Here is a 23622-nt window from a genome sequence, read left to right on the forward strand (position 1 = left end):
GATTTAGTATAGATAGTACGAGAGTGAACCCGAAGGCGTACATCGGTACGTCAAGAGGTGAACTCTCGTACAAGATATGCTGAAGCTAACGCTTCAGGCTAGTGGAGGAAGTGGCGGACTTCCGAGAAGTAGAGGGCCATGCCGAACTCATTGGCCGCTTCGATCACCTCATCGTCACGGATCGAACCGCCCGGTTCGATCACCGTTTTGACGCCGGCTGTCTGCGCCGCATCGATCGAGTCGCGGAACGGGAAGAACGCTTCGGAGGCAAGCGCCGCACCCGAAACATCGAGGCCCATCTCTTTGGCTTTTTTGAGCGCACACTGGGAAGCATCGACGCGTGAGGTCATCCCCATACCGACAGCCACCATTGCCGCATCTTTGACATAGACGACACAGTTCGATTTGGTAAGAGAAGCGATTTTATAGGCGATCTCTGCATCTTTCAACTCTGCTTCTGTCGCCGCGCGTTCTGAGACTAGTTTCGCATTTTTGACTTCGTCCGCACCGACTTTGTCGGCATCCTGGAAGACGAATCCGCCGTCGATGTGCTTGAAGTCTTTGGCGTCGTTGGCAAGAACGATCTTGTCCGCGCCGTACTCAAAGAGTTTGATACGTTTTTTCTTCTCGAACACCGCCTGCGCCTCTTCGGTAATACGGCCGGCGATCACCACTTCAAGGAAGATCTCGTTCATCTTCTCGGCTAGTTCCGCGTCAACAACGCCGTTTACGGCAACGACACCGCCGAATGCGGAAACAGGATCGCATTTGAGCGCTTCGGCATACGCTTCTGTCAGGTTGTCGCGGATCGCGAAACCGCACGGGTTGCCGTGTTTGCAGATAACAACGGCGTTCTCATCGCCGAAGGCCGCTGCGATCTTGACCGCACCGTTAAGGTCATTCAGGTTGTTGAAGCTCGCCTCCCCTTTGAGTGTCTTGAAGTTCTTGCTGAAGTAGTTGTCGAACTCGTAAAGCGCCCCTTTCTGGTGCGGGTTCTCGCCGTAACGCGTATCCATCACCTTCTTTCCGACGATGAACTGCTTCTCGCCGAAGCCCTGGTTGAAACGGCTGTTCATGTAATTGGCGATCATACTGTCGTAGGCTGCCGTGTGTTCATAGGCTTTGATCATAAGACCGCGGCGGAACTCGACCGTGTTGGTGTCGTTCTCAATCGCATTCAATACAAGCGAATAGTCTGCAACATCGGTAACGATCATCACACTGTCAAAGTTTTTCGCCGCAGAACGGACCATTGCCGGTCCGCCGATGTCGATGTTCTCGATGATATCTTCGAAGTCATCTGTTTTTTCAATCGTCTCTTTGAACGGGTACAGGTTGACACAGACCAGGTCGATCGCCTCGACACCAAGCTCTTTGGCCTGGTCAAGATGCGACTGCTTGTCACGTCGGTGAAGGATACCGCCGTGGATGAACGGGTTCAATGTTTTGACACGTCCCTCAAAGCACTCAGGAAACTTCGTGATCTCATCGATTTCGATCGCCGGCACACCGGCCTCTTTCAACATCTTGAAGGTACCACCTGTCGAGATGATCTCAAAATCATTCGCAACAAGAGACTTTGCGAACTCAACAATATTACTTTTATCACTTACACTCAAAAGGGCGCGTTTCATACTCTAAACCTTGGAGAAAATATTTGTGGAATTTTAACGCAGTAGTTATTAGGACTGGGTAAAACAGTAACTCGATAGCCGCTAAAAGAAAAAAAGGAATTGAAATGGTGGTAGGGATTATCGGGCCGTACAGTCCGAACAGAACGTTACGTACCCGGTATTATCTCCTCTTGACGGCCTCTAGAGAAGAGGCTTTGGACAGAACTTAGATCTCCTCTGTCCGACGCCAAGTTCATCACTTATATACAGCGCTCCTTACGGCGCAGCGACTACTACTGTCTCTGAATGTGATGCCACTTCCGTTACAAGCAGTTTTTTCGCATCACTGGCTGCCTGGTCAAGAAAACCGTCGGCACCTGTCAGGAATTTCCCGTTTGCACCTTTTTGCATGTAGTAGACTTTATAGGTCACCGTCACGCTTGATGCACCCGATACATCGTACTCCAATGTATAAACCTCTTCTTCATTCGGCACTAGACGCGTATCATTCGGCACCGTATTTGAATCAAAACCGGGGCGGACGATGAACGTCTCTTTTGTAGTATCGCCGTCAAGATCATATTTTTTGCCCGTCTCATGACCGTAAATACGCGTAAATGTACTGTTATTACTGTCATCAGTGATCGCTGCATTAAAGACGCTGCCTTGAATAGCATACGTTGTCGTATTCACCTCTTGTGAACTCACCGTACTGTCTGCTCCAGTGATTTTCAAGGTACGTCCGTCAAACTTTTGTCCGCTGACAGCAGAGCCGTTAAGATCAGGTGTTTTACCCGGGAAGTCAATTGTTCTAGCTGCATCATAACCCACAGTGACACTCGACTCTGCACTTGCGTGAAGTGTTTTGTCTGCAACCGGTGTCACACTGTTTGCGACCGTTGCAAAGTTAGAAATTCCGGACTTGGTTGTTGACTCGATCATCGTTCCATTTTCATCGGTCACGACGACACGTGTCAGGACACGACGCATCGGGTGTGCTCCTGGGAACATATGTGCTGTCTTGTTTTTAAGTGTCGTTGTTACCGTCAGCGTATTATTTGTAAGGACCGGGGTCGGTAACGTTGATTCAAACCCGCTTTTTATCTTCGCTACAACGCTTGTCTTATGGCCGCCTGTCTTGCTTGCGCCCAGGAAGGCATGCGAGTTCAACCAACCGGCTGCCACAGGGTTCTCATCACCCAGACCATCATTATCGTCGGGATCAAAATGGGCTGTCAACGCCGGGTTGTTTGCCAGTGTCCAGTTTTGATCAGGAGCTGCCCAGCGGTGCAGGACTTTGCCTTCAATACGTTCCATATGACATCGCTGGCATTTCGGTGATGTTTCACTGTCTGCATAATTGTCTCCTACACCGTCACTGACAACGGTCCATGTTGAACAGAGCTCCATAAAGTTGTCCGTTCCAGGCTCTTTTGCAGCTGTGCCGGCAGAAGCCGGATCAAGTGCACCTGCAGAACGCTGGTGACAGCTTAGACAAAGTGCTTTGCCGTGCGCACCGAACTGGTGGACATTGGCCGATGTCTGGTCAAACTCAGGGCTGATCAACGCCGTACGGTTCGTATCATCATCTTCGTTTTCATTGCTCTTTCCGGTGACACCGAAAGGGCCATAGAACGGTCCGCCGGTGTAATGCGTCTTACTCTCATTCGTTTCATCATGGAGCATGACACTGTGCATGGTGTATCGGCCGTCTTTGGCTTTATCAACATCAAAGTCAGGTAGTGACTTTGGTGTGTTTTCCGGATCTTTGTATTTTTCCGGTCCCCAGAGACGGAAAAACGCATTCATCTCGATGTTAGTACCTTCAGGGCTGTAATGCAGTGTACTGCCTGCATCATACTGAATAGCACCGACCGGGCCTTCGCGCATTGCAGCTGCGAGTGTATACATGCCGCCGTCAGCGCCGTCCGTGTCACTCATCATGCGTACCGTTTCAATACTGTGACAGAATGCACAGTTGATGCCCTCTTTGTTCGCTTCATGACCGATATCAAATGTCGCTTGATAGAGTGTGTCGTCAAAGCCGGATACCGAGACGACATTGATCGGCTGTGTCGGATCAAATGCGCCCGTTGTAGCCATACTGTTGGCCTGGTTGTTAGCCTTGGCTGCATCAAGATCGGCTGTCGTAGGATTTACTGTAAGCGGTGTCAAAACAACCGATACATCATCCGCATAATAAGCGCCCGGTGCATGACACTTGATACATGTCTGTGCTGCCCCCTTGAACTGTTTCTCCTCATAGGCAAGTGTGCCTGTCGGGTTGCTGCCGATCTTTGCGATATGCGTGCGCAGGAAATCCTGGAACTTAGACTGGAATATCGGGTCCGTCCAGGAGTTACCGTGCATGGAACCTTTCCATGTATCGTAGAGTTCATTATGACAGTGCTGACACTTTTTATCGGCACTGTCAAACATCGTCTCTCCATACCCTGTTCCCGCATGGTACTCTGCTGCACCGGCAGTTACTGCTGCCGTACGTGTGTCCCCTTTGTAATCAATGTATTCTATTGAGGTGGCCGGTGGTGTGCTTGAATTATCGGAATCCGAGCTACATCCGCTCAAAAGCAACATGGCACTGACGCCAACGACTGCTGCGAGATTGAGATAGTTACTTCTTCTCATCTTTACTCCTTAGTTCTATAGAGATGTAGGCTATAGTAGACGTTAGACTACAGCATTAAAATGAAAAAATCATGAAAAGTTAGTATTTGATTTTTTTATACATATTTAATGATTTTTTCATCTTAAAAAGATGATAATGACGCATCTTCATATTCAAGGATTAAAATGAAAAATCTTCTTTTAGCGATTATGGCAGCAGCTGTCATGATGTTTAGCGGCTGTAGCTCCAAAGAGGCGACACCGGGATACGCGGGTCCAGCTGAAGTCAGCACCTATTTTATCGCCCCGTTGATGAGTACGGACGAGGTCAAGTCAAAACTTGAAAGTGCCGGTTTCGAGATCGTAGCGGTCGACAAGGTCGGCAAGAAAAAACTTGACAGTATCGTCTTTACCAATGACCACCTCAAAGCTCTAGCAGACAAACCCGGACGCGGTTTTTTGGCAGGCGCACTTCGCGTGTTGGTCAACACTGAAGGCAATGAGGTCCGTATCTCAAACCCGCGCTACTTCGTAAAGGCATTTTTGCAGGACGACTACAAGCTGGGTGACGAACAGCCTCTGCTTGATGCTATCAACAAAGCGTTTGGTGAGTTGAAACCGTCAGAAGACAAATGGGAATTTGCAGGTCTTGCCGATTACCAGTTTATGATGGGACGCCCTTATTATCAGGACGTTATCGTTGCCGGAGAGGGTGAGACGGCCGCGCTTAACGCAAAGATAGAGGGTGCTAAAAAGAAAGACCTGGTCTTCAAACTCGACGTCGGTGAGGGGCGTACGCTCTACGGTGTCAAACTGAACAAGCGTACGATGAAGTTTGTCGACAAGATCGGTGTCCAGAATGCCGCGATCCTTCCGTGGATGGTCCTGGTCGAGGACAACAAAGCAACTGCAATGCGTGCCGATTACCTGATCGCCATCAGCTACCCGCTGCTTGACATGGGCGGTTTCATGGGGATTATGACCGTACCTGGTGCAGTCGAGAAAGATGTTTCCAAATACTTCAAATAGTCTTTGACTTTACAATATGAGGGGTGCCGAAAACATTTCGGCACCCCTATCCACCCTCTGCCCACTGATCGGCAACTACCCTGCTTTTTCGGAGACACCGAAAACAATCGTTGTATAGAACATCCCCTCTTTTTCCTGCACATTATAGGTATAATCAAGCTTGTCGGCAAGTCTTTCGATCATCTTTGAGCCGATATAGGAACTGAAAAGCGTCTCATCGCTCTTGTCTCCCATCTCATTGACAATATGAAGACGACGATTTTTGGAGTCGACATAATTTGTAATGGTCGTATTGTTTTTCGTGTGCATGAAAATATTTTCAAAAACGGCCTGCATCACCTTCTTCATCGCCTCTTTATGAACAGAGAGGGTAAAATCCTCTTCCCAATTCGAAACCATTGTCAGCCCTTTCTTCTCCAATATAGGTTTGAAAGCCTCCTGCATCATAGTGCACTGCAGCTGCATCGCGACCGACTCTTTTTTCTTCTGCATATCCCACTCGATCTCTTTCAGAAAGAGCAGTTCACGCAGTTTATTGCTGATCGTCCTGATATCATCTTCACTCTCTTGAATGAATGTTGTTTTATCAAAATCTTTATTTTGTTTAAAAAGAGCGAGACGTGCTTTCAAGATCGCGATCGGCGATTTGATCTCGTGCGCCGCCTCTTTAAAGATATCCTGTTTCTGTTTGCACAGTGTCTGGTTCGATTCCAGCAGTCCGACAATCGCTTTTTTAAGATCCGTCACCTCGGTACTGCCGCTGCACAAGGGCATATTTCTGTTTTCAACGGAGGAGTCCTGGCAAAAACGGACCAGGCAGCGCAGCGGCATAAACAACCGGTTGAGAAAGAAGGCAAATATCAAGATAAAAAGTAATAAAACGCTGCCGAATACCGACAATAATTTATAGATAAAGAGCATTGTCTTGCTGTTGACGGCTTCGAGACCGGAACTGACGACCAGGTAACGATCATCCGGCAGTTCCCTGACAACACGGCATGCCTGAGCATCTGAGGGTTTATCCTGGCTGAGATCAAAGCTAAGATGGTCAAAAAGAGCGACAAAAGGCGCTTCGTGATAGCCTTCCAAAAGATGAAAGCTCTCTTTGATAGTGTTCGGATCATTTTGGTAGAGTTTGTGTCGTACTACATCATCGGCAAAAACACTCAGTGAGTTATGCAGATTGGTCCGCAGCTCTTTGTGGTAATCATAGACGACATAGCTTCCGAGCATCAAAAAGGTCACGACCGAACTGACGGCAAAAAAGAAGATAATCGAGAATTGCAGACTTTTAGGCCGGTTCAATGGTATACCCTCGTGTTTTGACCGTCTTTATAATCGCCACAGGCAGCTTTTTACGGATGTGCCCTATCGTCACATCGATTGTATTTGACGAGATGTTCTGCGGATTGAGGTAAAGTGCGTCCAGCAGCTCCTCTTTAGAGACGATAGCGCCCTGTTTTTGTAACAGATAGAAGAAAAGGTCGCTCTCTTTTCGTGTCAGTTTTATCGACTCGCCTTCATACGCCATGGATTTACGCCCTATATCACACTTGACGCCTTCAATATCGATCTCTGCAATATTCTGGTTTCGCCGTGAGAGTGCGTTGATACGTGCAAGCAGCTCATCATTGTCAAAAGGTTTGTCGAGGTAATCGTCTGCCCCGAGGTTCAGACCGCTGATCTTGTCTGCGATCGTATCATAAGCGCTGATCACGATCACCCCTGTCTGCATATTTTTGGCTTTGACCTTTTGGATCAAAGACATCCCTATATCGGCCCCGTTGATATTTCTGTCCAGCAGGACGACATCATAGTGGAACTGGTCGATATAATCACCGGCTTCATCGATACTCGAAAGTGCATCAACAACATAGTGCTGCTGCAAATATGCCGTTACCAGTGCCGAGAGTTTCAGATCATCTTCAAGCATTAAAATTCGCATTTCATCCCTTTTTATCTATGCAAAAAATATAACCGAAGAGTGTTACCTCTGTGTTAGTTGACGCGGCAGGTATAAAATATTGTGGCAGCCTTACGCACCCTGTCGCAGAATTATGTTAAAATTCCGTCGATGAAACGGCAAATCAATACTTTAGTAGCACTCTTTTTTATCATCACGACCCTGACGACAAGTCTGCATGAGCTGCTGCCCAACCACAACAGCAGCGACTGTCAGGTCTGTACTCTGGTACAGCATGACAACGCGCTTGCACCGGAAACGAACGCCCCGGTCATTACACTTTTTATCGGCTATGAAGCACTCCTGTTCCCAGAAACAGAGATCACCGCTTCGATTATCTCAACACGCAACCCGCGCGCACCGCCTCTTTTTTCATAATACTCAGTCCCGATTATCAAAACTATATAAGAACAATGCACTGTATACTGTCCTAAGGTATATGCCGTGCGCTTAATTATGGAGAAACTATGAAAAAAGCACTACTACTGTCCACCCTTGTCTCGGCATCACTTTTTGCCGTTGTCCCCTCTGTCAAACCGGTAAACGAAAGAAGCTTCTCACAGTCGCAATATATTCCCGACATCTCACTGGTCACCGACTTCTCCTATGTCTACCGAAACGTGGAAGATTCCGAGCTGCAGCACCTTGAAGTCCCGGGAATCGCACACGGTCTGATGGGCTCGCACAGCCACGGCACGACCAGCCACGCTACCTACAACGCCAACAACGGTTTCAACCTCAACTACGCGGAACTTGTGCTTTCAAGCAGTGTTGATCCCTACTTCAATATGGACGCTGTCTTCCATTTCAGTGAGCACGGCGTCGAGGTCGAAGAGGCCTATTTCACCACCACAAGCCTGCCTGCAGGTCTGCGTTTCCGCGCCGGTAAGATGCTCTCGGAGTTCGGCCGTATCAACTCCCAGCATCACCACTTCTGGGACTTCGGCGACATGCCGCTGGTCTACGAGGCTTTCCTGGGCAACCACGGTATCAATGAACTCGGCGCACAGCTGCAGTGGGTTGCCCCGATGGACCACTACCTGATGATCGGAGTGGAAACCCTTCAGGGGACGAACGAGTCGATGTTCGGCAATGCGGCCATCAGTGACCCGAACTCTATCGTAGAAGATGCCGCACCGCTGGCATCGGAAGTACGTGCCCCTTCGCTCTTCGTCGGCTACGTCAAGACCGCCTTCGACATCGGAAACACGACGATCCTTCCGGGCATCTCCTACGCCTATGGTTCAAGCCGTCTCGATCACTTTGGCGACGAAGAGAGCCCACACGCCTTTGCCGGTAACAGCGCCCTCTACGGTGCAGATTTGACCGTCAAACACTACTTCGACTCCTACAGCTTCCTGACATGGCAGAGCGAGTGGATGATGCGCGATATGGACGGTACGCAGTATGTAAACAACACGGATACTAACACAACGAGCAGTGCCGATCTTAACAAAAAACAGGCGGGCTACTACACCCAGCTTGTCTACGCCTACGACAAGAACTGGCGTGCAGGCGTCCGTTACGACAACATCTACAAAAATGATGTCACGGCGGGCGGTACCAATCTGGACCTTCCTGACAATTTCAACCGCTACAGCGCGATGGCCGAGTACCACCCGAGTGAATTCAGCCGTATTCGTCTACAATATAACCATAACGAAGCGCTCTTCAACGAAGAGGGCGAACGCCAGGACATCGACACGGTGATGGTGCAGTTCAACATCGCCATCGGCGCCCACGGTGCCCACGATTTTTAGGCAGCTCCTGCAAAGCGCCCGCTTCCAGGCGGGTCGCGCTGCCTACATCGTGACACAACAGACTAAAGGCCTGACATGAAAAACATCTTATTGCTCTTACTGCTTCCCCTCGCCCTCTCTGCCCATCTCAACATCGCGGTCAGCTACCCCTATATCGGTGCGATCACCAAAGAGATCGGTAAGGACCATGTCAAAACAGTCGTCCTGGCACAGGGGAACTGGGACCCGCACTTTGTTGTGCCGCGCCCTTCGCTGATCTCGAAGCTACGCCGTGCCGATGCGCTGATCATGAACGGGGGACAGCTTGAGATCGGCTGGCTGCCGCCGCTGATCAAGAGGGCCAACAACCGCAAGGTCAACCCCAATGCATCAACCTTTCTGAACCTCTCCCACCAGCTTGAACTGATTCAGAAACCGAAATCGGTCGACCGCTCGCAAGGCGACGTCCACCCCGACGGTAACCCCCATTTCCACCTCAATCCCAGCAATGTCCTGATCCTGGCCCGTTCTATCGCCGCCTTTATGAGCAACATGGACAGCGAGCACCGCAGCATCTACGAAACGAACCTGCAGGTTTTTGAGCAGGAGTGGCAGAAGAATATGAAGCGGTGGCAAGAGAAGATGGCCCCCAAAAGAGGAATGAAAGTGATCCAGTTCCACGATAACCTCGCCTACTTCAACCAGGCCTACGGACTTGTCAACATCGGCACCATCGAGCCGCTTCCGGGCATTCCGCCCTCTTCGCGCCACACGATGGAGTTGATCGAACAGATCAAAAGAGAGAAGCCCTGCTGCATCTTTCATGATGTCTACCACTCTACCAAAACGGCCGAGTACATCCGCACCAAGACCGGTATCAAAATTATTCTGATGCCGCACGACATCGGGGCACTTGAGTCTATAGACTCCCTGATCGGCCTCTTTGACCATCTGACCTCGGCGGTTCAGCCATGATCGATATCTTTCTGGTCCCGATCGCCCTTATGATCATTCTTGTAATGATCCACGCCTGGTTCGGCATCCGCATTCTTGAGCGCGGTATCATCTTCACCGATCTTGCCATCGGGCAACTGGCGGCCCTGGGTGCTTCAGTGAGCTACGGTTTCTTTCACGGCGAGTTTCTCTATATCTGGACCCTCGCATTTGCCCTTCTCGGTGCACTCTTTATCGCCTACGGGGCGCACCGACGGATCCATTTGGAGGCCTATATCGGGCTGCTCTATGTCCTGGGTGCCAGCGGGATCATGATGGTGCTTGCCCAGAGCGCCGAGGGAATGGAGCATTTCAAGTCACTGCTGGCCAACGACATCCTCTTCACTTCCGAAGAGGACCTGTACAAGAGCAGCGGCATCTACGCCCTTATCGCATTGATCATCTATTTTCTCTACCCGAAAATAACGGGTTTTGTCAAAGAGCTGCTCTTCTTCTCCCTGCTTGCCGTCACCGTCACCTCTTCGGTTCAGCTCGCCGGCGTCTTCGTCGTCTTCACCCTGCTGATCGCCCCGGCGATGGTCGCCAGCATGCAGAGCCGTTTCAAAGCGCTATGGGTCGCCTTCGGCTACGGATGGTTCTTCTCCGTCACCGCCGTCGCCATCGGCTTCTATTATGATCTTCCGACCGGCTACAGTATCGTCTTTCTGGGCGCGCTGCTGAGCCTGATCTTTGTGCTGGCGAAGAGTCAGAAAAAAGAGATCGACGACTAGGCGAGACGTTCGATCATCTGGAGCTCGTCCTCTTCCGATTCGGGGTAGATCACCCCTCTAAGGGCAGCCCCTTCATCGTCTATGTCAAACATATCGTCATCTAAGTCGTCCAGAAGCACGCTTTGGCCCAGGGATTCGAGCCGGGGTCTGATTTTCACCCCTTTGATCAAGAGTATACCTATTACCTCCCCTTTTCTGGATCCTTTGATAACAGCGTCATCCGCATCGATCTGGCAGAGGAACATCTCTTCAATCTCCTGCTTTTCAACCATCTCCATCAGCCTGTCCAGGACCTCTCTGTTCGCTATCTTTATTGCCCATGAACGAAATTCCATCCGTTGCCCTCCTCTGTTTCATTATTGATCTTGTATACTACACCATTATTACAGAAAGTATTGGTATGAAAGCACTCCTATTTATTCTACTTACCCTGACACTTTTCGGAAATGATAAAGCGCAGCGCTTTGTCAACGTCAACACCCTGATCCCCTCTATCCATTTTGATATGCGCTATGCGTCTAATGAGAACTTTGTCGGCCAAGCGATAGAAGGCTATGACGATCCCATATGCTACCTTACGAAAGAGGCTGCCCTTGCACTGCAGAAGGCACAAAGTGACCTGCAGAGAGAGGGATATCGTCTCCACATCTTCGACTGCTTCCGCCCGCAGCGTGCCGTCGATCACTTTGTCCGCTGGGCCAAGGATCTAAACGATACCAGGATGAAAGAGACCTACTATCCCCATGTCGATAAAGAAGTGCTTTTCGAGCGGGGCTACATTGCCGCCAGGTCAGGCCACAGCAGGGGAAGCACAATTGACCTTACTATCGAAAAACTTGACATGGGGACCCCCTTCGACTTTTTCGATCCCCGCTCGCATACCCATTCCGAAGCGGTCACGAAAAAGCAGCATCAGAACCGGATGAAACTCAAGAAGATAATGGAGAGAAACGGCTATGTGAACTACGCCGAGGAGTGGTGGCACTTCACACTGAAAGATGAGCCGTTCAAAACGACCTATTTCGACTTCAAGATCGCAGCAGCACAGCAGGACTAATCGACCAGCGTGATCTCCAGCCCCTCAAGCAGCGTAAGCGCTTCGTATCGGCTGAACCGGGCCCCTTTGATCGTGTTGACATTGATATCGATCGTGTAGTTTTCGGCCAGGGTAAGATCGGCGCCGCTCAGATTCGTGTTGCGAAAGAGAGTGTCGGTCAGATCCGTCTCCCTCAGATCGGCCCCGGAGAGGTCGCACTCCCTGAAGTCGACATCGTACGCTTTGCACTCTCTTATCACCATCGACTGCAGCGTAAGGCCGTAAAAAGAGGCGTAGTCCACTATACAGTTTATAAATGTGAACGGGGCGTCCAGCAGGATCTCCGAGTATGCGGCTTTCGTCCAGTCAATGCCGCTGAGCTTGCTCTCTTCAAAAACAACATTTGAGAACCTGCTGCCGTCGACCTTCACCACACTCAGGTTGCACTTGAGAAAACGGCAGTCGTCAAAGATGCAGTGGCGAAGCTGGGCCTCGCTGAAATCGCAGTTGATAAAGGTGCACTCTTCAAACTCTTTTGAGACGATCTCTGCTTCGGAGAGGTCCAGATCTATGAACTCCTCTGCGAAGTTGTCCTCCTGAAAGGGGGCTGGCTTCACGCTTCACCTCCGAAAACGGCACTACTCTCTGTCAGCTCCGCGTCACAGCTCAAACCCAGCTGCTCAATGAGGCCCGAAAACAACTCATCAAGACCGGCCCGCAGGAGCAGCTCGCGCTCTGATACAGGATGGGTAAAGGTCAGGGCATTGGCGTGAAGCAGCAGACGGTGGGCATTGAACTGCTCTCTGAAAAAACGGTTATGCTCCCCCCGTCCGTACTTCGTATCGCCGACGATCGGGTGGAGGATATGCTTCATGTGGCGCCTGAGCTGGTGCTTCCGCCCTGTCTGCGGATTCAGCTTCAGCAGCGAATACCGCGCCGTGTTGTAGCGACCCACCGCAAACGGCAGTTCGACCTGGCCGATCTTCTCATAGGCGGTCACCGCCTCCTGCGCTGCTTTGTCCTGCCGCGCTTTGGCATCCGTCATCTTGTCGAGCACCTCTTTGAGGGCATAGTCGATAAGACCTTTCTCATCGGTATAGCCTCGGACAAGGGCGACATACTGTTTTTTGAACGCATTCGCCTGCATCTGCTCGGAGAGAGCCCTGGCAATCTCTTTGGTAAGGGCGAAGAGCAGCACTCCCGACGTCGGTTTGTCGAGGCGGTGCACCGGGTAGACATATTGTCCAATCTGATCGCGCAGCATCTGAATGGCGAAACGCGTCTCGTCCTTGTCGATCCAGGAGCGGTGGACCAGAAGGTCGGTCGGCTTGTTTATTGCAACGAGGTACTCATCTCGATAGATTATCTCTAGTTCTTCCATTCGCGCATTATATACCAAAAATGTTCCATTCTATTTGCAGCCATGCAGATCATGGCTGAGGCGTGTTTCCTATATTGGTTCATCGTTTAAATCTATGATGCTCTTTTGAAAGTAAAACGGCTTGCCTATCTAGGCAGTTCCTGCTTTTCGCTTCTATCCGTTTTTGTCACTTCCATAAAATCGAGGTCATAGAACTTGCGCATCCAGAGATCGAGCGGACTTAGAAACTTGTAGATCGACGGCACGACGATCAACGTCAGCAGCATCGACGAGATAAGACCGCCGACAACCGCCGTCGCCATCGGCGAATTGCTCTCGTAACCCGCCCCTTTCATAAAGACAAGCGGCAGCATCGCAAAGACCATTGCAAAGGTGGTCATCAGGATCGGGCGCAGACGTTTTTCGCCTGCCAATATAAGCGCTTCACTGACACTCGAACCCTTGCGCAGCTGCTGGTTGGCAAAATCGACCAGCAGGACCGCATTTTTACCGACCATCCCCATCAGCAGGATGATCCCCATCATCGTAAAGAGATTGAAATTCTTGCCCGCGATGATCAGGGCCAGAAGCACCCCGATAAAGGACATCGGCAGCGCCACCATGATGATGAGCGGCTGCAGCAAAGATTCATAGAGGGCGGCCAGAATGATGTACATCATCAAAAAAGCGAGACCGAAGGCGAGGCCGAACTCTTTGCCCATCTTCTTCATCTCTTCCGCCATTCCTAGAAAGCCGTATTTCATCCCTTTTCCAAGGTCGTTGGCAATCCCGTTGACAGCCGTATCGACTGCTTCGCCCAGAGGGATGCCGTCGAGGTTGGCCGAAATGCTGATCTGGCGTTGTCGGTTGAAGTGGTGGATCGAGACCGGGCCTTCAGACTCGACAAAATTCACCAGCCCCTCCAGTGCGACAAAATCACCGTTGATCGTTTTGACCTCCAGATGTTTCAGGTCCTCCACCGTGCGGCGGTACTCGTCCGAAAAACGCATCGTGATGTCATACTGCTTGCCCCCCTCTTCAAATTGCGAAATCGCGCGGTCGCTTGAGAGTACGGTCGCGATGATACCACTGATCTCCTGTGCAGAGACCCCCATATGGGTGCTCTCCTCACGCTGAATATCGATGGTAAGTTCCGGTTTTCCCGACTCGTAATTGGTCGAGATCTCGACGATCCCCGGGTTTGTCTTCATGCGTGCAATGATCTTGTCGACAGTGGCCTGCAGGGAGTCGAAATCGTTGCCCTGGATGATCATCTGAAACGGCGTCGCCGCACCCGCCCCTTTGATGTTCGGAATATCCGCGACCGCGATCGTCTCAAACCCTTTAAATCCGGCAAGTGCCTTACGTGTCTGCACGATGATCTCTTCCTGTGTCGTTTTACGCTTGGAAACATCGCGCAGTTTGACGTAGATCTGCGACCTGTGGGCATCGCGCGTCGTGTTGTAGGCGACAGTCAACGCAGTGTATTCGACGAACTCGTTTTGACGGGTAAGCTCCGCCACCGCTTCCGAACGGCGCTGCATCTCTTCGAGACTGACGCCGATCGGCGCTTTAAGCGTGATCTCGAACTCGCTCTTATCCTCTTTCGGGACAAAGTCCATCCCGATGTTGCCCGCGAGCGAGAAACTTGCAAACAGGATCAGAAAGGTTGCCAAAATCGTTGTTTTGGCATACTTGACCGTCATACCGACCAGCTTAACGTAGCTGCGGTCGATAAAGACGAAGAGCGGCTCCGTCATATGGTAGAAACGCGACTCCCCTTTTTTCAGCACCCTCGCACTCACCGCCGGGATCAGCATGATCGCGACGAAGTAGGAGATAAAGATACCGATGGCCACCGTGAAGGCGAAGGCGTTAAAGAACTTCCCGACGATACCGCCCATCATACTGACCGGGATAAAGACGGCCAGAAGCATGGAAGAGATCGCCAGAATCGAAAACGCGATCTCGCGGGTCCCATCCTGCGCGGCTTCCACCTTGTCAAGCCCGGCTTCTATCTTTTTATAAATATTCTCGATGACAACGATCGCATCATCAATGAAGATACCGATCGCCAGCGTCAACCCCAGCATACTCACCTTGTTCAGCTCGTAACCAAACAGGTCCATCAGGAAAAAAGTCCCGATGATCGAGGTCGGGATCGCGATCGCCGAGACGATGGTCGCCGTCAGGTTGCGCAAAAAAAGAAAGACGATAATGATCGCCAGAATACCCCCGTAGATCAGGTCGAACAGGACATGGTCGAGCGACGCGTTGATAAAGTTCGAGGTATCGTTGAAATACTGCAATGTATAGTCGCCGCCGATACGCTCTTCGACATCAGGAATCACCTTCTTGATGCCGGCGATAACATTGAGGGTATTCGCATCCGAGATCTTCTGGATCTGCAGGATCACGCCCGGTTTTCCGTTAAAAGTAGACAGGCTCTCCGCATCTTCGAGCGTATCCTCCACCCGGGCGATATCACGGAGCTTGACCCCTTGAAGGATCTCAAAGTTCTCCAGCTCCGTAATGCTGTTCGCATTGGCCTGAACCTTGACCATCAGCTGGTCCTTGTCGGTGATCAGTTTGCCGCCGCTCATCTTGACATTCGAAGCCTGGATAAGCTGCTTCAGATCGACTGCGGAGATCCCGTATTTGCGTAGGGCAAAAGGGTCCGGATAGATCTTGATCTCGCGGTCCTGGTACCCGATGATGTTGATGCTACCCACCCCTCTTTGGCGCTCAAGCATCGGTTTGATCACCTCATCAACCGTCTGCATCAGACGGGTACTCTTGACCTTGTCCGAGGCGACGAAGAGTGAAAGTACAGGAGCAGAGCCGACATCCAGCTTACTGACTATAGGCTTTTCGACCCCGCTGTCAAGCTGAATCGCCGAGACCTTGTCGCGGACATCGTTGGCTGCTTCGGTAATATCGACCTCCATATCAAAGATCAACGTGACGACCGAGACGTTCTCGCTGCTCTCGGAATTTAGCTTATCCAGACCGGCGACCGACGAAACCGCCTCTTCGATCTTCTCGGTCACCTTTGACTCTACTGTCTCCGGATCGGCCCCGTAGTACATCGTCTTTACGGTCACGATCGGAAAATCGACCTTGGGAAAAAGCACGGTGTTCATGCTGCTGAAACTCATTAGACCGAAGATCACCAATGACAAAAAGAGCATCAGGGTGGTGATTGGCCGGGTAATTGCAAATTTATACATCAGTCAGCCTTGATCGTACCGTGCCCGAAAAGCCCGGCTTTGAGTGCAGTTGCAGGAACTTCCACCGTAACGGAACGTTTTTTGTCATCGATCGAAGGGTAGATCTTGACTATCTTGCCGCTAAAGCTCTTTTCGCTGCCGCTCACGACGTAGTCAAACGGCTGTCCCACTTTCAGCTTCTGCCAATACTTCTCGTCGACCGTTACCATCAGTTTCTGCTTTTTCGGTGTGATCAAAGTAAATAGGGTTTCCATCTTTGCCGAACTTACCCCGTCGCCGAGTTCGATCTCTTTGGAGGCGATTACACCGGAAAACGGCGCTTTCAGACGGGTCTTCTCATAGAGCGCCTTTTTATAGGAAAGATTGGCTTTGGCGTTGGACAGTTCGATCTTGGAGCGCTCATAACTCGAAACATACTGATCAAACAGCTCTTCATCGACAACATCCTGCACCTTTTCGAAACGTTCATACGCTTTTTTAGCGAAACGGAGGTTAACCTCAGCCAGTTCGATCTGCTTCTGTGCCAGGAGCATCGATGTTTTGAGGTCATCGTTGTCGAGCTCCAGCAGGACCTCACCTTTTTTGACGGTATCGCCGACATCGACATAGATTTTCTTCACCAATCCGCTTGTAGAAAGGACCAGATCCGCCTCTTTTTCCGCCTGCACATTGAAGGTCGCATAGATCTCTTCTGCAAGGCCCGCCGTTGCCAATAGTCCCAATATCATCATCTTTTTCATCATTTTACATACTCCTTCACATCAAATCCTGCATAATAGTAATAGCGTGCATAAGAGATCTCCAATGCACCCAAAGCCCTGTTGTACTGCGCCTGCGCTTCAATCTTTTGCGTCAATGCGTCAAGGTATTTCACATAGTCCACCACGCGCACCTGGTACTTTTTGTCAATGACCGCAAAAGTACGGTCCGACGCGCGCTGCGACAACAGTGCCGCTTCCAGAAGTTTTTTGGAACGTTCGATAGCCCGTTCCGCCAGTTTCAGGTCGGCATCTGCCTCTTTCTGCTTATAGGCAAGCTCCGCTTTAAGCGCGTTGTGCTCTGCCATCACGGCCTGACGCTGTTCGGAGGCGGCAGAGAAGTCCCAAAGGTTCATTGAAAGGTTGAGCATCAACACGTTTTGACTGTTGACCCGCTCAAATCCGAAAGCTTCCAGATTATCGTCTTTATACTCCGTATAGCCGTATTTGTCCGATAAAACGATGGTCGGATAGTTCGTACTGTCGGCCTGTTCCGCCTGATAGCGGACCGCCTCGGCCTGCGATGCCAATGATTTCAAGGCATCCATTTCTTCTCTCTGAGCGTACAGCGGCGGCATAATCGTGCTCTCGTCCACTTTCTCGACCACCTCGTTGGTCAGAGTATAGAGTTTCGCGATCACCTCGTCACGACTGTAGAGCTGCGAAGCGATCTCGTAGTCGGTATTGGCCACTGCTGCTCTGATCCGTTCGACATTGTCCTCGGTCGTGAGCTTCGCTCTGAAGAACTTCTCCTGGCGGTTGAGCTGTTCCTGAAGCTGCTCTCGCTTCTGATTGAGCGCGGCGAGATCGGCCTCTACCGTCTTGAGGTTAAAATAGTGCGTTGCCACCTCCATTGCGACCTCTTTCCTGGCCTGGGAGAGGTTGTAGCTGCTTGAACGTTTCAGACTGCTCTTCTCGTCAAGTATGTTTTCACGTTTGAAACCGTCCATAAGGACCAAGGAAGCCTCGGCATTGACATTATAGAGCTCTCCCGCATCCATCGGCCCTTTCGGGGAGGTGAAGTGTGCCGCTGCCCCCAGATCGATCCGGGGGTAGTAGGAGGACTTGACCGCTTCGTATGTCTGCTCCGAGGCATTCATCTTCTGTCGATAGACTTCGACCCGTTCGTTTTTCTGTGCCTTCTCGATCAATAGAGCCAGATCAGACCCGAAAAGAGAAACCGCGATCAGAGGTAGTATCAGTAGACGTTGCATTATGCTCCTTTTAGCATCGATATAAAAAGAGTACTAACCTCTTTTGTTTTGGCGTTAAGATCGTCGAACTCCCCTTCGATCCACCGCAGGACATAGGCGTTGCCGATGGCATTGAGAATATAGACGAGCTGAAGGGTGTCAACATCGACTTTTTTGTGGCGGTCGATCGTATCGACGAAGAGACGGTGGATCCTGTCTATCCCCTCTTTATGGCTGATCTGCTGCGACTCAAAGAAAAACGGGTTGTTGATAATCCCGCTCTCGAGCGTCTTTCGTTTTTTGGACATCATATCGAACTTGATCTGCTGCGACCGTTCAATCAGTTGTTCGAAAGGGAGTTCCTCCTCGAACAGGCGCATAAACACCTCGTATACGGCTTCGATCTGTACACCGACACAGGCGCTGAACAGCCCCTCTTTCGATTCAAAATAGGCGTAGATCGTTCCGACGCTCACACCCGCTTCATGGGCAAGATCAGAGACCTTTAGCTCTTCGAAGCCATGCTCTTCGAACATCTCCTCAGCCTTATCCAGAATAAGCGTGCGTTTCATGTTCTTTAACTCTTGGTTTAAACGCGACATTCTTCTCCTTCGTGACATAATCCGGAAGTGTATGCTAACTAAATTAAAAATGAACTTAATTCATTTTATGAATTAAGTTCATTATATTTGTTTGATTTTACTGCTGACTCTCTGAGTAAAGGGCATCCAAAATGCATCATACACGTTTATTGATACCGTCAATGACGTGTGTGATAAGCCTTAATGCAGCATTGTCGTATCAATCAGGTAGCGATTATCTCAGAATACAACGGTTATAATTCCGGCAAATTTATACATCAGGTAATGCTCATGCCCGCAACCCCTTATCCAGATATTTTTGATGAGCTGAAAACCCAGGTTCGTGCCGCCGGCCTTCTGCGCCGGGTTCCTGTCCGCGGTTCGATCGAGATGATCGCGCTTGTTGTTTCTTTCATCGCTGTCTACAGCACGCTGCCTCTATGGAATCCCCTTCTGCTCGCTCTTTTTATGACCCTGCTCTTTACCCGTGCTGTTTTTGTGGCCCATGACATTTTGCACCTGCAGTATTTTCAAAACAAAAAACTCTCTTTTCGCCTCAGCCACCCGTTTTCAGCCATCATCCTGAGCAACTCATCATCCTGGTGGGACCTCAAACACAACATCAACCACCACCACTTCTGTAACACCGTCACCAAAGACCGGGACATCATGGCGCTTGACGGGGCCTTTACACCGAATAACCGCGGCAACAAGCCTTTTATCAAAAAATATAAACGCATCATATTCTGGGGGGCGATGTTTTTTATGTACCCTGCTTTTATCGTACAGTCCTACAACTTTGTGATCAGACGCAAAAACTACAGTGAACTTTTTTTAATGCTCCTGCATTGGCCGATCATTTGGGGCCCTCTCTTCTATCAGCTCCCTCTGGCCAATGCATTGACAACCTTTGTTACCCTCAACCTCGTTCTTTCTGCCTGGATGGCATTCGGTTTTATTACAAACCATCTGGGATGCGAAGTCTTCAGTGTTGAAGAGGTCGAAAAGATGAGCTGGATGGAGCTACAGATGCGTTCATCGCGCTCGCTCAAAGGCGGCAGGTTCGTACACTGGTTCTATGGCGGGCTCAACACCCAGATTGAGCACCACCTTTTTCCAAAAGCGCCACGGTTCAACCTCCTGAAAGTCCAGCAGATGACACGTGAATTTGCCAAAAGACACAATATCCCTTATTTTGAGACAAGCCCGATAGAAGCCTATGTCCAGATAAACAAGGCATTGGACGCCTATTAAAAAACTTTTTTTGTTGAAGAAAAACCGTTACCGCTCAATATTTGAAAATTTTATACCATTTGAGCATTGATGTGATAGTATATATATAGAATTATGCAACAATGCCACGATAATACAAAAGTTTTTTTTATCGTAAATGTAACGTACTTTTGCCAAAAATTTTTCCAATAAAAATCTATGCGGTTGAATACAATATTTGATAAAGTAATATTATGATGACTCCTAACAAAATAACGATCATAGCGGCAATAGTTTTTTTGATATTTATGACAGCGTACAGTGCCTGTAGGGACCTCAGTGCCGATAAGTGCCGAATTGACAATGCCCGCCTCGTTGAAGATCGTCTTCACCCTCTTATCGAGATCAATACGATCATCAGCAAACTGCAAAAAGAGCGTTCACTCGCTACCATCTATACGGCCGATCCGACTGAAAGTGCGGCTTCGGCGCTAGCCGATCAGCACAGAGATACGGCCAAAGCCTTTGACAAGGTTTCAAAAACAGTCGATCTCTCAAATCTGCATGCACAATATGCCCGGATTCAAGACAATTCAGCAGTAGATCCGGCAGTCCCATCACAGACTTTTAAAGCCTATACCTTGCTGATCTCCCAGCTGATGGAGCAACCGCAGGCACCTCTGCTCAATACCGATAACACCGAGATCAGAAATTCACTTATCCGCTACCGTCTGCTAAAAGATATACAGGAAAGTACCGCCCGTCTGCAGGCAAAAGTCGGTCTGTTTTTAGCTTCGGCAACCGCAAAAGAGCAGCATCTTCATGAGATCATCGCCATCAACAGCCTCCACAAACATCTCCTTACGAAATTTCAAGAATATGCCCCTCTTTCTATGCAATCCCCATTGGATAGCATACAAAAACAGCCCTCTGTGCAACAAACCTTTTCAGTCATTCAAAGCATTACAGACAACCCCCTTCAAAAGATTCCCCAGACGCCTTTTGAGTGGTTTCAACGCTCCACCTCTGCCGTCGACTATATTCATGATATGGCCAACCGCGAATTAAAACAGATACAAGCCACTGCCCTCCAGAACCGAGAAGCGGCAAAAAACGCCATGATCAGACACACCCTCTTTTGGGCAGGCACGATTGCAGCATTGTTTCTGATACTCGTCATATCGTTCAAGCGCTCCAAGGCATTGGCACGCGGACAGCAGCTCTTACAAAACTATCAAGAGGCGATTGACTACAGTACTATTGTCTCCAAAGCCGATCCAAAAGGGATCATTACCTATGTCAACCCCGCTTTTTGCAATATATCGGGTTATTCACCTGATGAGCTGCTTCACCAGCCCCACAATATTGTACGCCATACCGATATGCCCGAAGAGGTCTTTAAAAAATTATGGGAAGATTTAAAAAAAGGGAAAAAATGGAACGGCATCATCAAAAACCTGAAAAAGGACGGCACCGCCTATTGGGTCGACGCCTCCATCTCACCCATCTATGATGAAAAAGGAAGGCTGATAGAATATATCGCCATCCGTCGGGATATAACCGATATTATCCTGCTTAATGAAGAGATCAAAGAGACCCAGCGCGAACTGATCTACCGCATGGGCGAAGCCGTTGAGTCCAGAAGCAAAGAGAGCGGCCACCATGTGCAGCGCGTTGCACACTACTCGCAGCTTTTGGCGCAGCTGGTCGGCTTGAATGACGAAGAGTGCGAGATCATCTTTGCCGCGTCAACAATGCACGACATAGGAAAGATCTCTACACCCGACTCCATCTTACTGAAAGCAGGGAAATTGACGGAAGAGGAGTGGACACTCATGAAGGCCCATACCGAGGTCGGCTACAAGATCCTCAAAGGGTCAAACCGTCCGCTTCTTAAAGTAGCCGCAACTGTCGCCTATGAACATCATGAACATTACGATGGCAACGGCTATCCCCGCGGGATAAAAGGCAATGCGATATCGATCTACGGACGGATCGTTGCGATCGCCGATGTTTTTGATGCTCTTGCCACCGACCGTATCTACAAAAAAGCCTGGCCCCTCGATGAGATCATTGCCTACCTCAAAGTGCAGTCGGGAAAGCAGTTCGACCCCGAACTGATAGAACTTTTTGTCAACTATCTTGACCAGTTCATTGAGATCAAAAACAGATTCAAAGATATCCATAACGATACAAGAGAGGCGTAGGTCTCCCGGAAGAGTCGGACCCGCTCGTCAAAACTTTTCACCTGTTGTCCAGTTATGTTCACGCAGGTATTGCTGCGTTAAAGCCTCTCTTCCAGCTCTTTTAAGCGTTTGTCCGTAAAGAACGTACCAAACGGCAGTAGTGATGCAATAAAGAAGATAGCGCTATCTTTTAGCGAAAAGTGATGTTTCTGGGCTGCCTGCATCAGGATGATCAAAAAAACGATGAAAAGTAGGCCATGGGCCATGCCTACGATCTTTGTCGCTGCGGCAATACCCATCATGTATTTCAGCGGCATCGCAATAAAGAGCAGCAGCAGGTAGGAGATCCCCTCTATAAAACCGATGATCCTGAAATTACCGATCAGATCATTATGAATATTTTTCAATAACATTGATGTACACCTTTTTTTGTCGAATAATATCCACTAATACTTATAAATATTATTTGAAAAGATAATTAAAATTTCACTATGGGTTTTCAAGAAGTTACGGCTGAAAGAGTTTAAAAGCACTTGGACTTATAAGACGCGCTGTTTGATCTCCTCTTCGACCAGCTTGGGCAGTAAAAAGGGGTTTAAAATTGCTTTGACACTCTCTCTGCCGGCACAGTAACGAAAGGCGTAGACCGTTCTGCAGACCCCTCTTCCCGTCAGAATCCGCTTCCATTTTAACCTACACTTTTCAAAATATTCTGTAAAAAGGTGGTGATTAAATAAAGCTTACCATCACTTTTTATAATAATCGAATCATAGGAAACACAGCATGCAGGTTCCATACTTGTCTTCTGTTAAGTGCTCAGAAGATGATCTGCAATAGGGTGTCGATGTATCTCAGAGCCTGTGTTATCGATAAGAAAGGAGTCATTATGTCTTATCTACAATCATTTCTTAACGGAGCGGGCAGACTGCTGCCCGCCGTTGTCTTTGCAACCACACTGGGTATTGCGAATGCAGAGGACTCTCTGATCAGAATTGTCAATGATCCGAACATTGCATGGGGACCCTGTCCTGCATTTTTAGGTGAGGGGTGTCAGCTGGCAGCCATTCACGGTGATCCGGCAAAACCGAATACCGACCTCTTTTTCAAGGTCCCTGGCGATTATGAGATCCCCAACCACTGGCACACATCACCGGAACGGATGGTACTGCTGACCGGAAAGATGACCGTCACCTATGAAGGCGAGAAGAGCGGCTTGTTATATCCGGGCCGCTATGCCTACGGACCGGCCAAAAAACCGCATACTGCCTATTGCCATGAAGGTGAATCCTGCATACTTTTCATCGCATTCGAAGATCCTGTCGATGCATTTGAAATAAAATAGACAGCAAATTCTGCTTTTAAAGGTCGGATTC

The 23622-nt window shown here is 49.5% G+C and carries 21 protein-coding genes; 9 read left to right on the plus strand and 12 right to left on the minus strand.

Annotated features, from left to right (window positions below):
* Positions 1-98: 98 nt before the first annotated feature.
* Positions 99-1634 (minus strand): bifunctional phosphoribosylaminoimidazolecarboxamide formyltransferase/IMP cyclohydrolase, encoded by a 1536-nt coding sequence (purH, locus tag WCY20_RS10145; protein WP_345974847.1) that lies wholly within the window; start codon positions 1632-1634, stop codon positions 99-101.
* A gap of 255 nt (positions 1635-1889) precedes the next feature.
* Positions 1890-4259 (minus strand): hypothetical protein, encoded by a 2370-nt coding sequence (locus tag WCY20_RS10150; RefSeq protein ID WP_345974849.1) that lies wholly within the window; start codon positions 4257-4259, stop codon positions 1890-1892.
* A gap of 165 nt (positions 4260-4424) precedes the next feature.
* Here WCY20_RS10150 and WCY20_RS10155 point away from each other — a divergent pair, with 165 nt between their 5' ends.
* Positions 4425-5267, plus strand: a complete 843-nt coding sequence (locus WCY20_RS10155; RefSeq protein ID WP_345974850.1) for a hypothetical protein — start codon at positions 4425-4427, stop codon at positions 5265-5267.
* A 75-nt stretch (positions 5268-5342) separates the two neighbouring features.
* On the opposite strand, the gene WCY20_RS10160 is transcribed toward WCY20_RS10155, so the two are convergent.
* Both WCY20_RS10160 and WCY20_RS10165 read right to left on the minus strand, forming a co-directional pair.
* Complete coding sequence (locus tag WCY20_RS10160; RefSeq protein WP_345974852.1) at positions 5343-6572, minus strand: hypothetical protein; 1230 nt, start codon at positions 6570-6572, stop codon at positions 5343-5345.
* The gene (locus WCY20_RS10165) at positions 6559-7212 is read right to left on the minus strand and encodes a response regulator transcription factor (protein WP_345974854.1); all 654 of its coding nucleotides are present in this window, start codon (positions 7210-7212) and stop codon (positions 6559-6561) included. The genes WCY20_RS10160 and WCY20_RS10165 overlap by 14 nt, the downstream gene beginning before the upstream one ends.
* A 129-nt stretch (positions 7213-7341) precedes the next feature.
* Here WCY20_RS10165 and WCY20_RS10170 point away from each other — a divergent pair, with 129 nt between their 5' ends.
* From WCY20_RS10170 to WCY20_RS10185, 4 genes are all read left to right on the plus strand, one after another.
* Positions 7342-7608, plus strand: coding sequence for a hypothetical protein (locus tag WCY20_RS10170; RefSeq protein WP_345974856.1), 267 nt, complete (start codon positions 7342-7344; stop codon positions 7606-7608).
* A gap of 89 nt (positions 7609-7697) precedes the next feature.
* Entirely contained in the window at positions 7698-8990 is a 1293-nt protein-coding gene (locus WCY20_RS10175) for a TonB-dependent receptor (RefSeq protein ID WP_345974857.1), read from the plus strand.
* A gap of 75 nt (positions 8991-9065) precedes the next feature.
* The gene (locus WCY20_RS10180; protein WP_345974859.1) at positions 9066-9944 is read left to right on the plus strand and encodes a metal ABC transporter substrate-binding protein; all 879 of its coding nucleotides are present in this window, start codon (positions 9066-9068) and stop codon (positions 9942-9944) included.
* Positions 9941-10693 carry a metal ABC transporter permease gene (locus WCY20_RS10185; RefSeq protein ID WP_345974861.1) on the plus strand — a complete coding sequence of 251 codons (753 nt, stop codon included), beginning with the start codon at positions 9941-9943 and terminating at the stop codon, positions 10691-10693. The genes WCY20_RS10180 and WCY20_RS10185 overlap by 4 nt, the downstream gene beginning before the upstream one ends.
* Here the strand turns inward: WCY20_RS10185 and WCY20_RS10190 are convergent.
* On the minus strand, positions 10690-11028 hold the full coding sequence (locus WCY20_RS10190; RefSeq protein WP_345974863.1) for a hypothetical protein: 339 nt from the start codon (positions 11026-11028) through the stop codon (positions 10690-10692). The genes WCY20_RS10185 and WCY20_RS10190 overlap by 4 nt on opposite strands.
* Before the next feature lie 65 nt (positions 11029-11093).
* Between WCY20_RS10190 and WCY20_RS10195 the strand changes: the two genes are divergently transcribed.
* Positions 11094-11750: a M15 family metallopeptidase gene (locus WCY20_RS10195; RefSeq protein ID WP_345974864.1), complete on the plus strand. Its 657-nt coding sequence runs from the start codon at positions 11094-11096 to the stop codon at positions 11748-11750.
* On the opposite strand, the gene WCY20_RS10200 is transcribed toward WCY20_RS10195, so the two are convergent.
* From WCY20_RS10200 to WCY20_RS10225, 6 genes are all read right to left on the minus strand, one after another.
* Complete coding sequence (locus tag WCY20_RS10200) at positions 11747-12346, minus strand: pentapeptide repeat-containing protein (RefSeq protein WP_345974865.1); 600 nt, start codon at positions 12344-12346, stop codon at positions 11747-11749. The genes WCY20_RS10195 and WCY20_RS10200 overlap by 4 nt on opposite strands.
* The gene (gene truC / locus WCY20_RS10205) at positions 12343-13110 is read right to left on the minus strand and encodes a tRNA pseudouridine(65) synthase TruC (RefSeq protein ID WP_345974867.1); all 768 of its coding nucleotides are present in this window, start codon (positions 13108-13110) and stop codon (positions 12343-12345) included. Before truC ends, WCY20_RS10200 begins: the two co-directional genes overlap by 4 nt.
* A 125-nt stretch (positions 13111-13235) precedes the next feature.
* Positions 13236-16319, minus strand: a complete 3084-nt coding sequence (locus WCY20_RS10210) for an efflux RND transporter permease subunit (protein ID WP_345974869.1) — start codon at positions 16317-16319, stop codon at positions 13236-13238.
* Positions 16319-17062: an efflux RND transporter periplasmic adaptor subunit gene (locus tag WCY20_RS10215; RefSeq protein WP_345974870.1), complete on the minus strand. Its 744-nt coding sequence runs from the start codon at positions 17060-17062 to the stop codon at positions 16319-16321. Before WCY20_RS10215 ends, WCY20_RS10210 begins: the two co-directional genes overlap by 1 nt.
* Positions 17059-18291: a TolC family protein gene (locus WCY20_RS10220; RefSeq protein WP_345974871.1), complete on the minus strand. Its 1233-nt coding sequence runs from the start codon at positions 18289-18291 to the stop codon at positions 17059-17061. The genes WCY20_RS10215 and WCY20_RS10220 overlap by 4 nt, the downstream gene beginning before the upstream one ends.
* Positions 18291-18872 carry a helix-turn-helix domain-containing protein gene (locus WCY20_RS10225; protein ID WP_345974873.1) on the minus strand — a complete coding sequence of 194 codons (582 nt, stop codon included), beginning with the start codon at positions 18870-18872 and terminating at the stop codon, positions 18291-18293. The genes WCY20_RS10220 and WCY20_RS10225 overlap by 1 nt, the downstream gene beginning before the upstream one ends.
* Before the next feature lie 270 nt (positions 18873-19142).
* On the opposite strand from WCY20_RS10225, the gene WCY20_RS10230 reads away from it, so the two are divergent.
* On the plus strand, positions 19143-20105 hold the full coding sequence (locus tag WCY20_RS10230; protein ID WP_345974875.1) for an acyl-CoA desaturase: 963 nt from the start codon (positions 19143-19145) through the stop codon (positions 20103-20105).
* Between the two features lie 212 nt (positions 20106-20317).
* Complete coding sequence (locus WCY20_RS10235; RefSeq protein ID WP_345974877.1) at positions 20318-22270, plus strand: HD domain-containing phosphohydrolase; 1953 nt, start codon at positions 20318-20320, stop codon at positions 22268-22270.
* A gap of 77 nt (positions 22271-22347) precedes the next feature.
* Here the strand turns inward: WCY20_RS10235 and WCY20_RS10240 are convergent, their stop codons facing one another.
* Entirely contained in the window at positions 22348-22662 is a 315-nt protein-coding gene (locus WCY20_RS10240) for a DUF3817 domain-containing protein (RefSeq protein ID WP_345974879.1), read from the minus strand.
* A gap of 473 nt (positions 22663-23135) precedes the next feature.
* Between WCY20_RS10240 and WCY20_RS10245 the strand changes: the two genes are divergently transcribed.
* Positions 23136-23591 (plus strand): cupin domain-containing protein, encoded by a 456-nt coding sequence (locus WCY20_RS10245; protein WP_345974881.1) that lies wholly within the window; start codon positions 23136-23138, stop codon positions 23589-23591.
* Positions 23592-23622: the final 31 nt, after the last annotated feature.

Origin of the sequence: Sulfurimonas sp. HSL3-7 (genome assembly GCF_039645985.1) — a bacterium.
GTDB lineage: Bacteria > Campylobacterota > Campylobacteria > Campylobacterales > Sulfurimonadaceae > Sulfonitrofixus > Sulfonitrofixus jiaomeiensis.

What these genes read in the sequence shown, in the direction of transcription:
- purH (WP_345974847.1), bottom strand. Translation starts at nt 1,634, where the DNA reads ATGAAACGCGCCCTTTTGAGTGTAAGTGATAAAAGTAATATTGTTGAG.
- WCY20_RS10150 (WP_345974849.1), bottom strand. Translation starts at nt 4,259, where the DNA reads ATGAGAAGAAGTAACTATCTCAATCTCGCAGCAGTCGTTGGCGTCAGT.
- WCY20_RS10155 (WP_345974850.1), top strand. Translation starts at nt 4,425, where the DNA reads ATGAAAAATCTTCTTTTAGCGATTATGGCAGCAGCTGTCATGATGTTT.
- WCY20_RS10165 (WP_345974854.1), bottom strand. Translation starts at nt 7,212, where the DNA reads ATGCGAATTTTAATGCTTGAAGATGATCTGAAACTCTCGGCACTGGTA.
- WCY20_RS10170 (WP_345974856.1), top strand. Translation starts at nt 7,342, where the DNA reads ATGAAACGGCAAATCAATACTTTAGTAGCACTCTTTTTTATCATCACG.
- WCY20_RS10175 (WP_345974857.1), top strand. Translation starts at nt 7,698, where the DNA reads ATGAAAAAAGCACTACTACTGTCCACCCTTGTCTCGGCATCACTTTTT.
- WCY20_RS10180 (WP_345974859.1), top strand. Translation starts at nt 9,066, where the DNA reads ATGAAAAACATCTTATTGCTCTTACTGCTTCCCCTCGCCCTCTCTGCC.
- WCY20_RS10185 (WP_345974861.1), top strand. Translation starts at nt 9,941, where the DNA reads ATGATCGATATCTTTCTGGTCCCGATCGCCCTTATGATCATTCTTGTA.
- WCY20_RS10190 (WP_345974863.1), bottom strand. Translation starts at nt 11,028, where the DNA reads ATGGAATTTCGTTCATGGGCAATAAAGATAGCGAACAGAGAGGTCCTG.
- WCY20_RS10195 (WP_345974864.1), top strand. Translation starts at nt 11,094, where the DNA reads ATGAAAGCACTCCTATTTATTCTACTTACCCTGACACTTTTCGGAAAT.
- truC (WP_345974867.1), bottom strand. Translation starts at nt 13,110, where the DNA reads ATGGAAGAACTAGAGATAATCTATCGAGATGAGTACCTCGTTGCAATA.
- WCY20_RS10210 (WP_345974869.1), bottom strand. Translation starts at nt 16,319, where the DNA reads ATGTATAAATTTGCAATTACCCGGCCAATCACCACCCTGATGCTCTTT.
- WCY20_RS10215 (WP_345974870.1), bottom strand. Translation starts at nt 17,062, where the DNA reads ATGATGAAAAAGATGATGATATTGGGACTATTGGCAACGGCGGGCCTT.
- WCY20_RS10220 (WP_345974871.1), bottom strand. Translation starts at nt 18,291, where the DNA reads ATGCAACGTCTACTGATACTACCTCTGATCGCGGTTTCTCTTTTCGGG.
- WCY20_RS10225 (WP_345974873.1), bottom strand. Translation starts at nt 18,872, where the DNA reads ATGTCGCGTTTAAACCAAGAGTTAAAGAACATGAAACGCACGCTTATT.
- WCY20_RS10230 (WP_345974875.1), top strand. Translation starts at nt 19,143, where the DNA reads ATGCCCGCAACCCCTTATCCAGATATTTTTGATGAGCTGAAAACCCAG.
- WCY20_RS10235 (WP_345974877.1), top strand. Translation starts at nt 20,318, where the DNA reads ATGATGACTCCTAACAAAATAACGATCATAGCGGCAATAGTTTTTTTG.
- WCY20_RS10240 (WP_345974879.1), bottom strand. Translation starts at nt 22,662, where the DNA reads ATGTTATTGAAAAATATTCATAATGATCTGATCGGTAATTTCAGGATC.
- WCY20_RS10245 (WP_345974881.1), top strand. Translation starts at nt 23,136, where the DNA reads ATGTCTTATCTACAATCATTTCTTAACGGAGCGGGCAGACTGCTGCCC.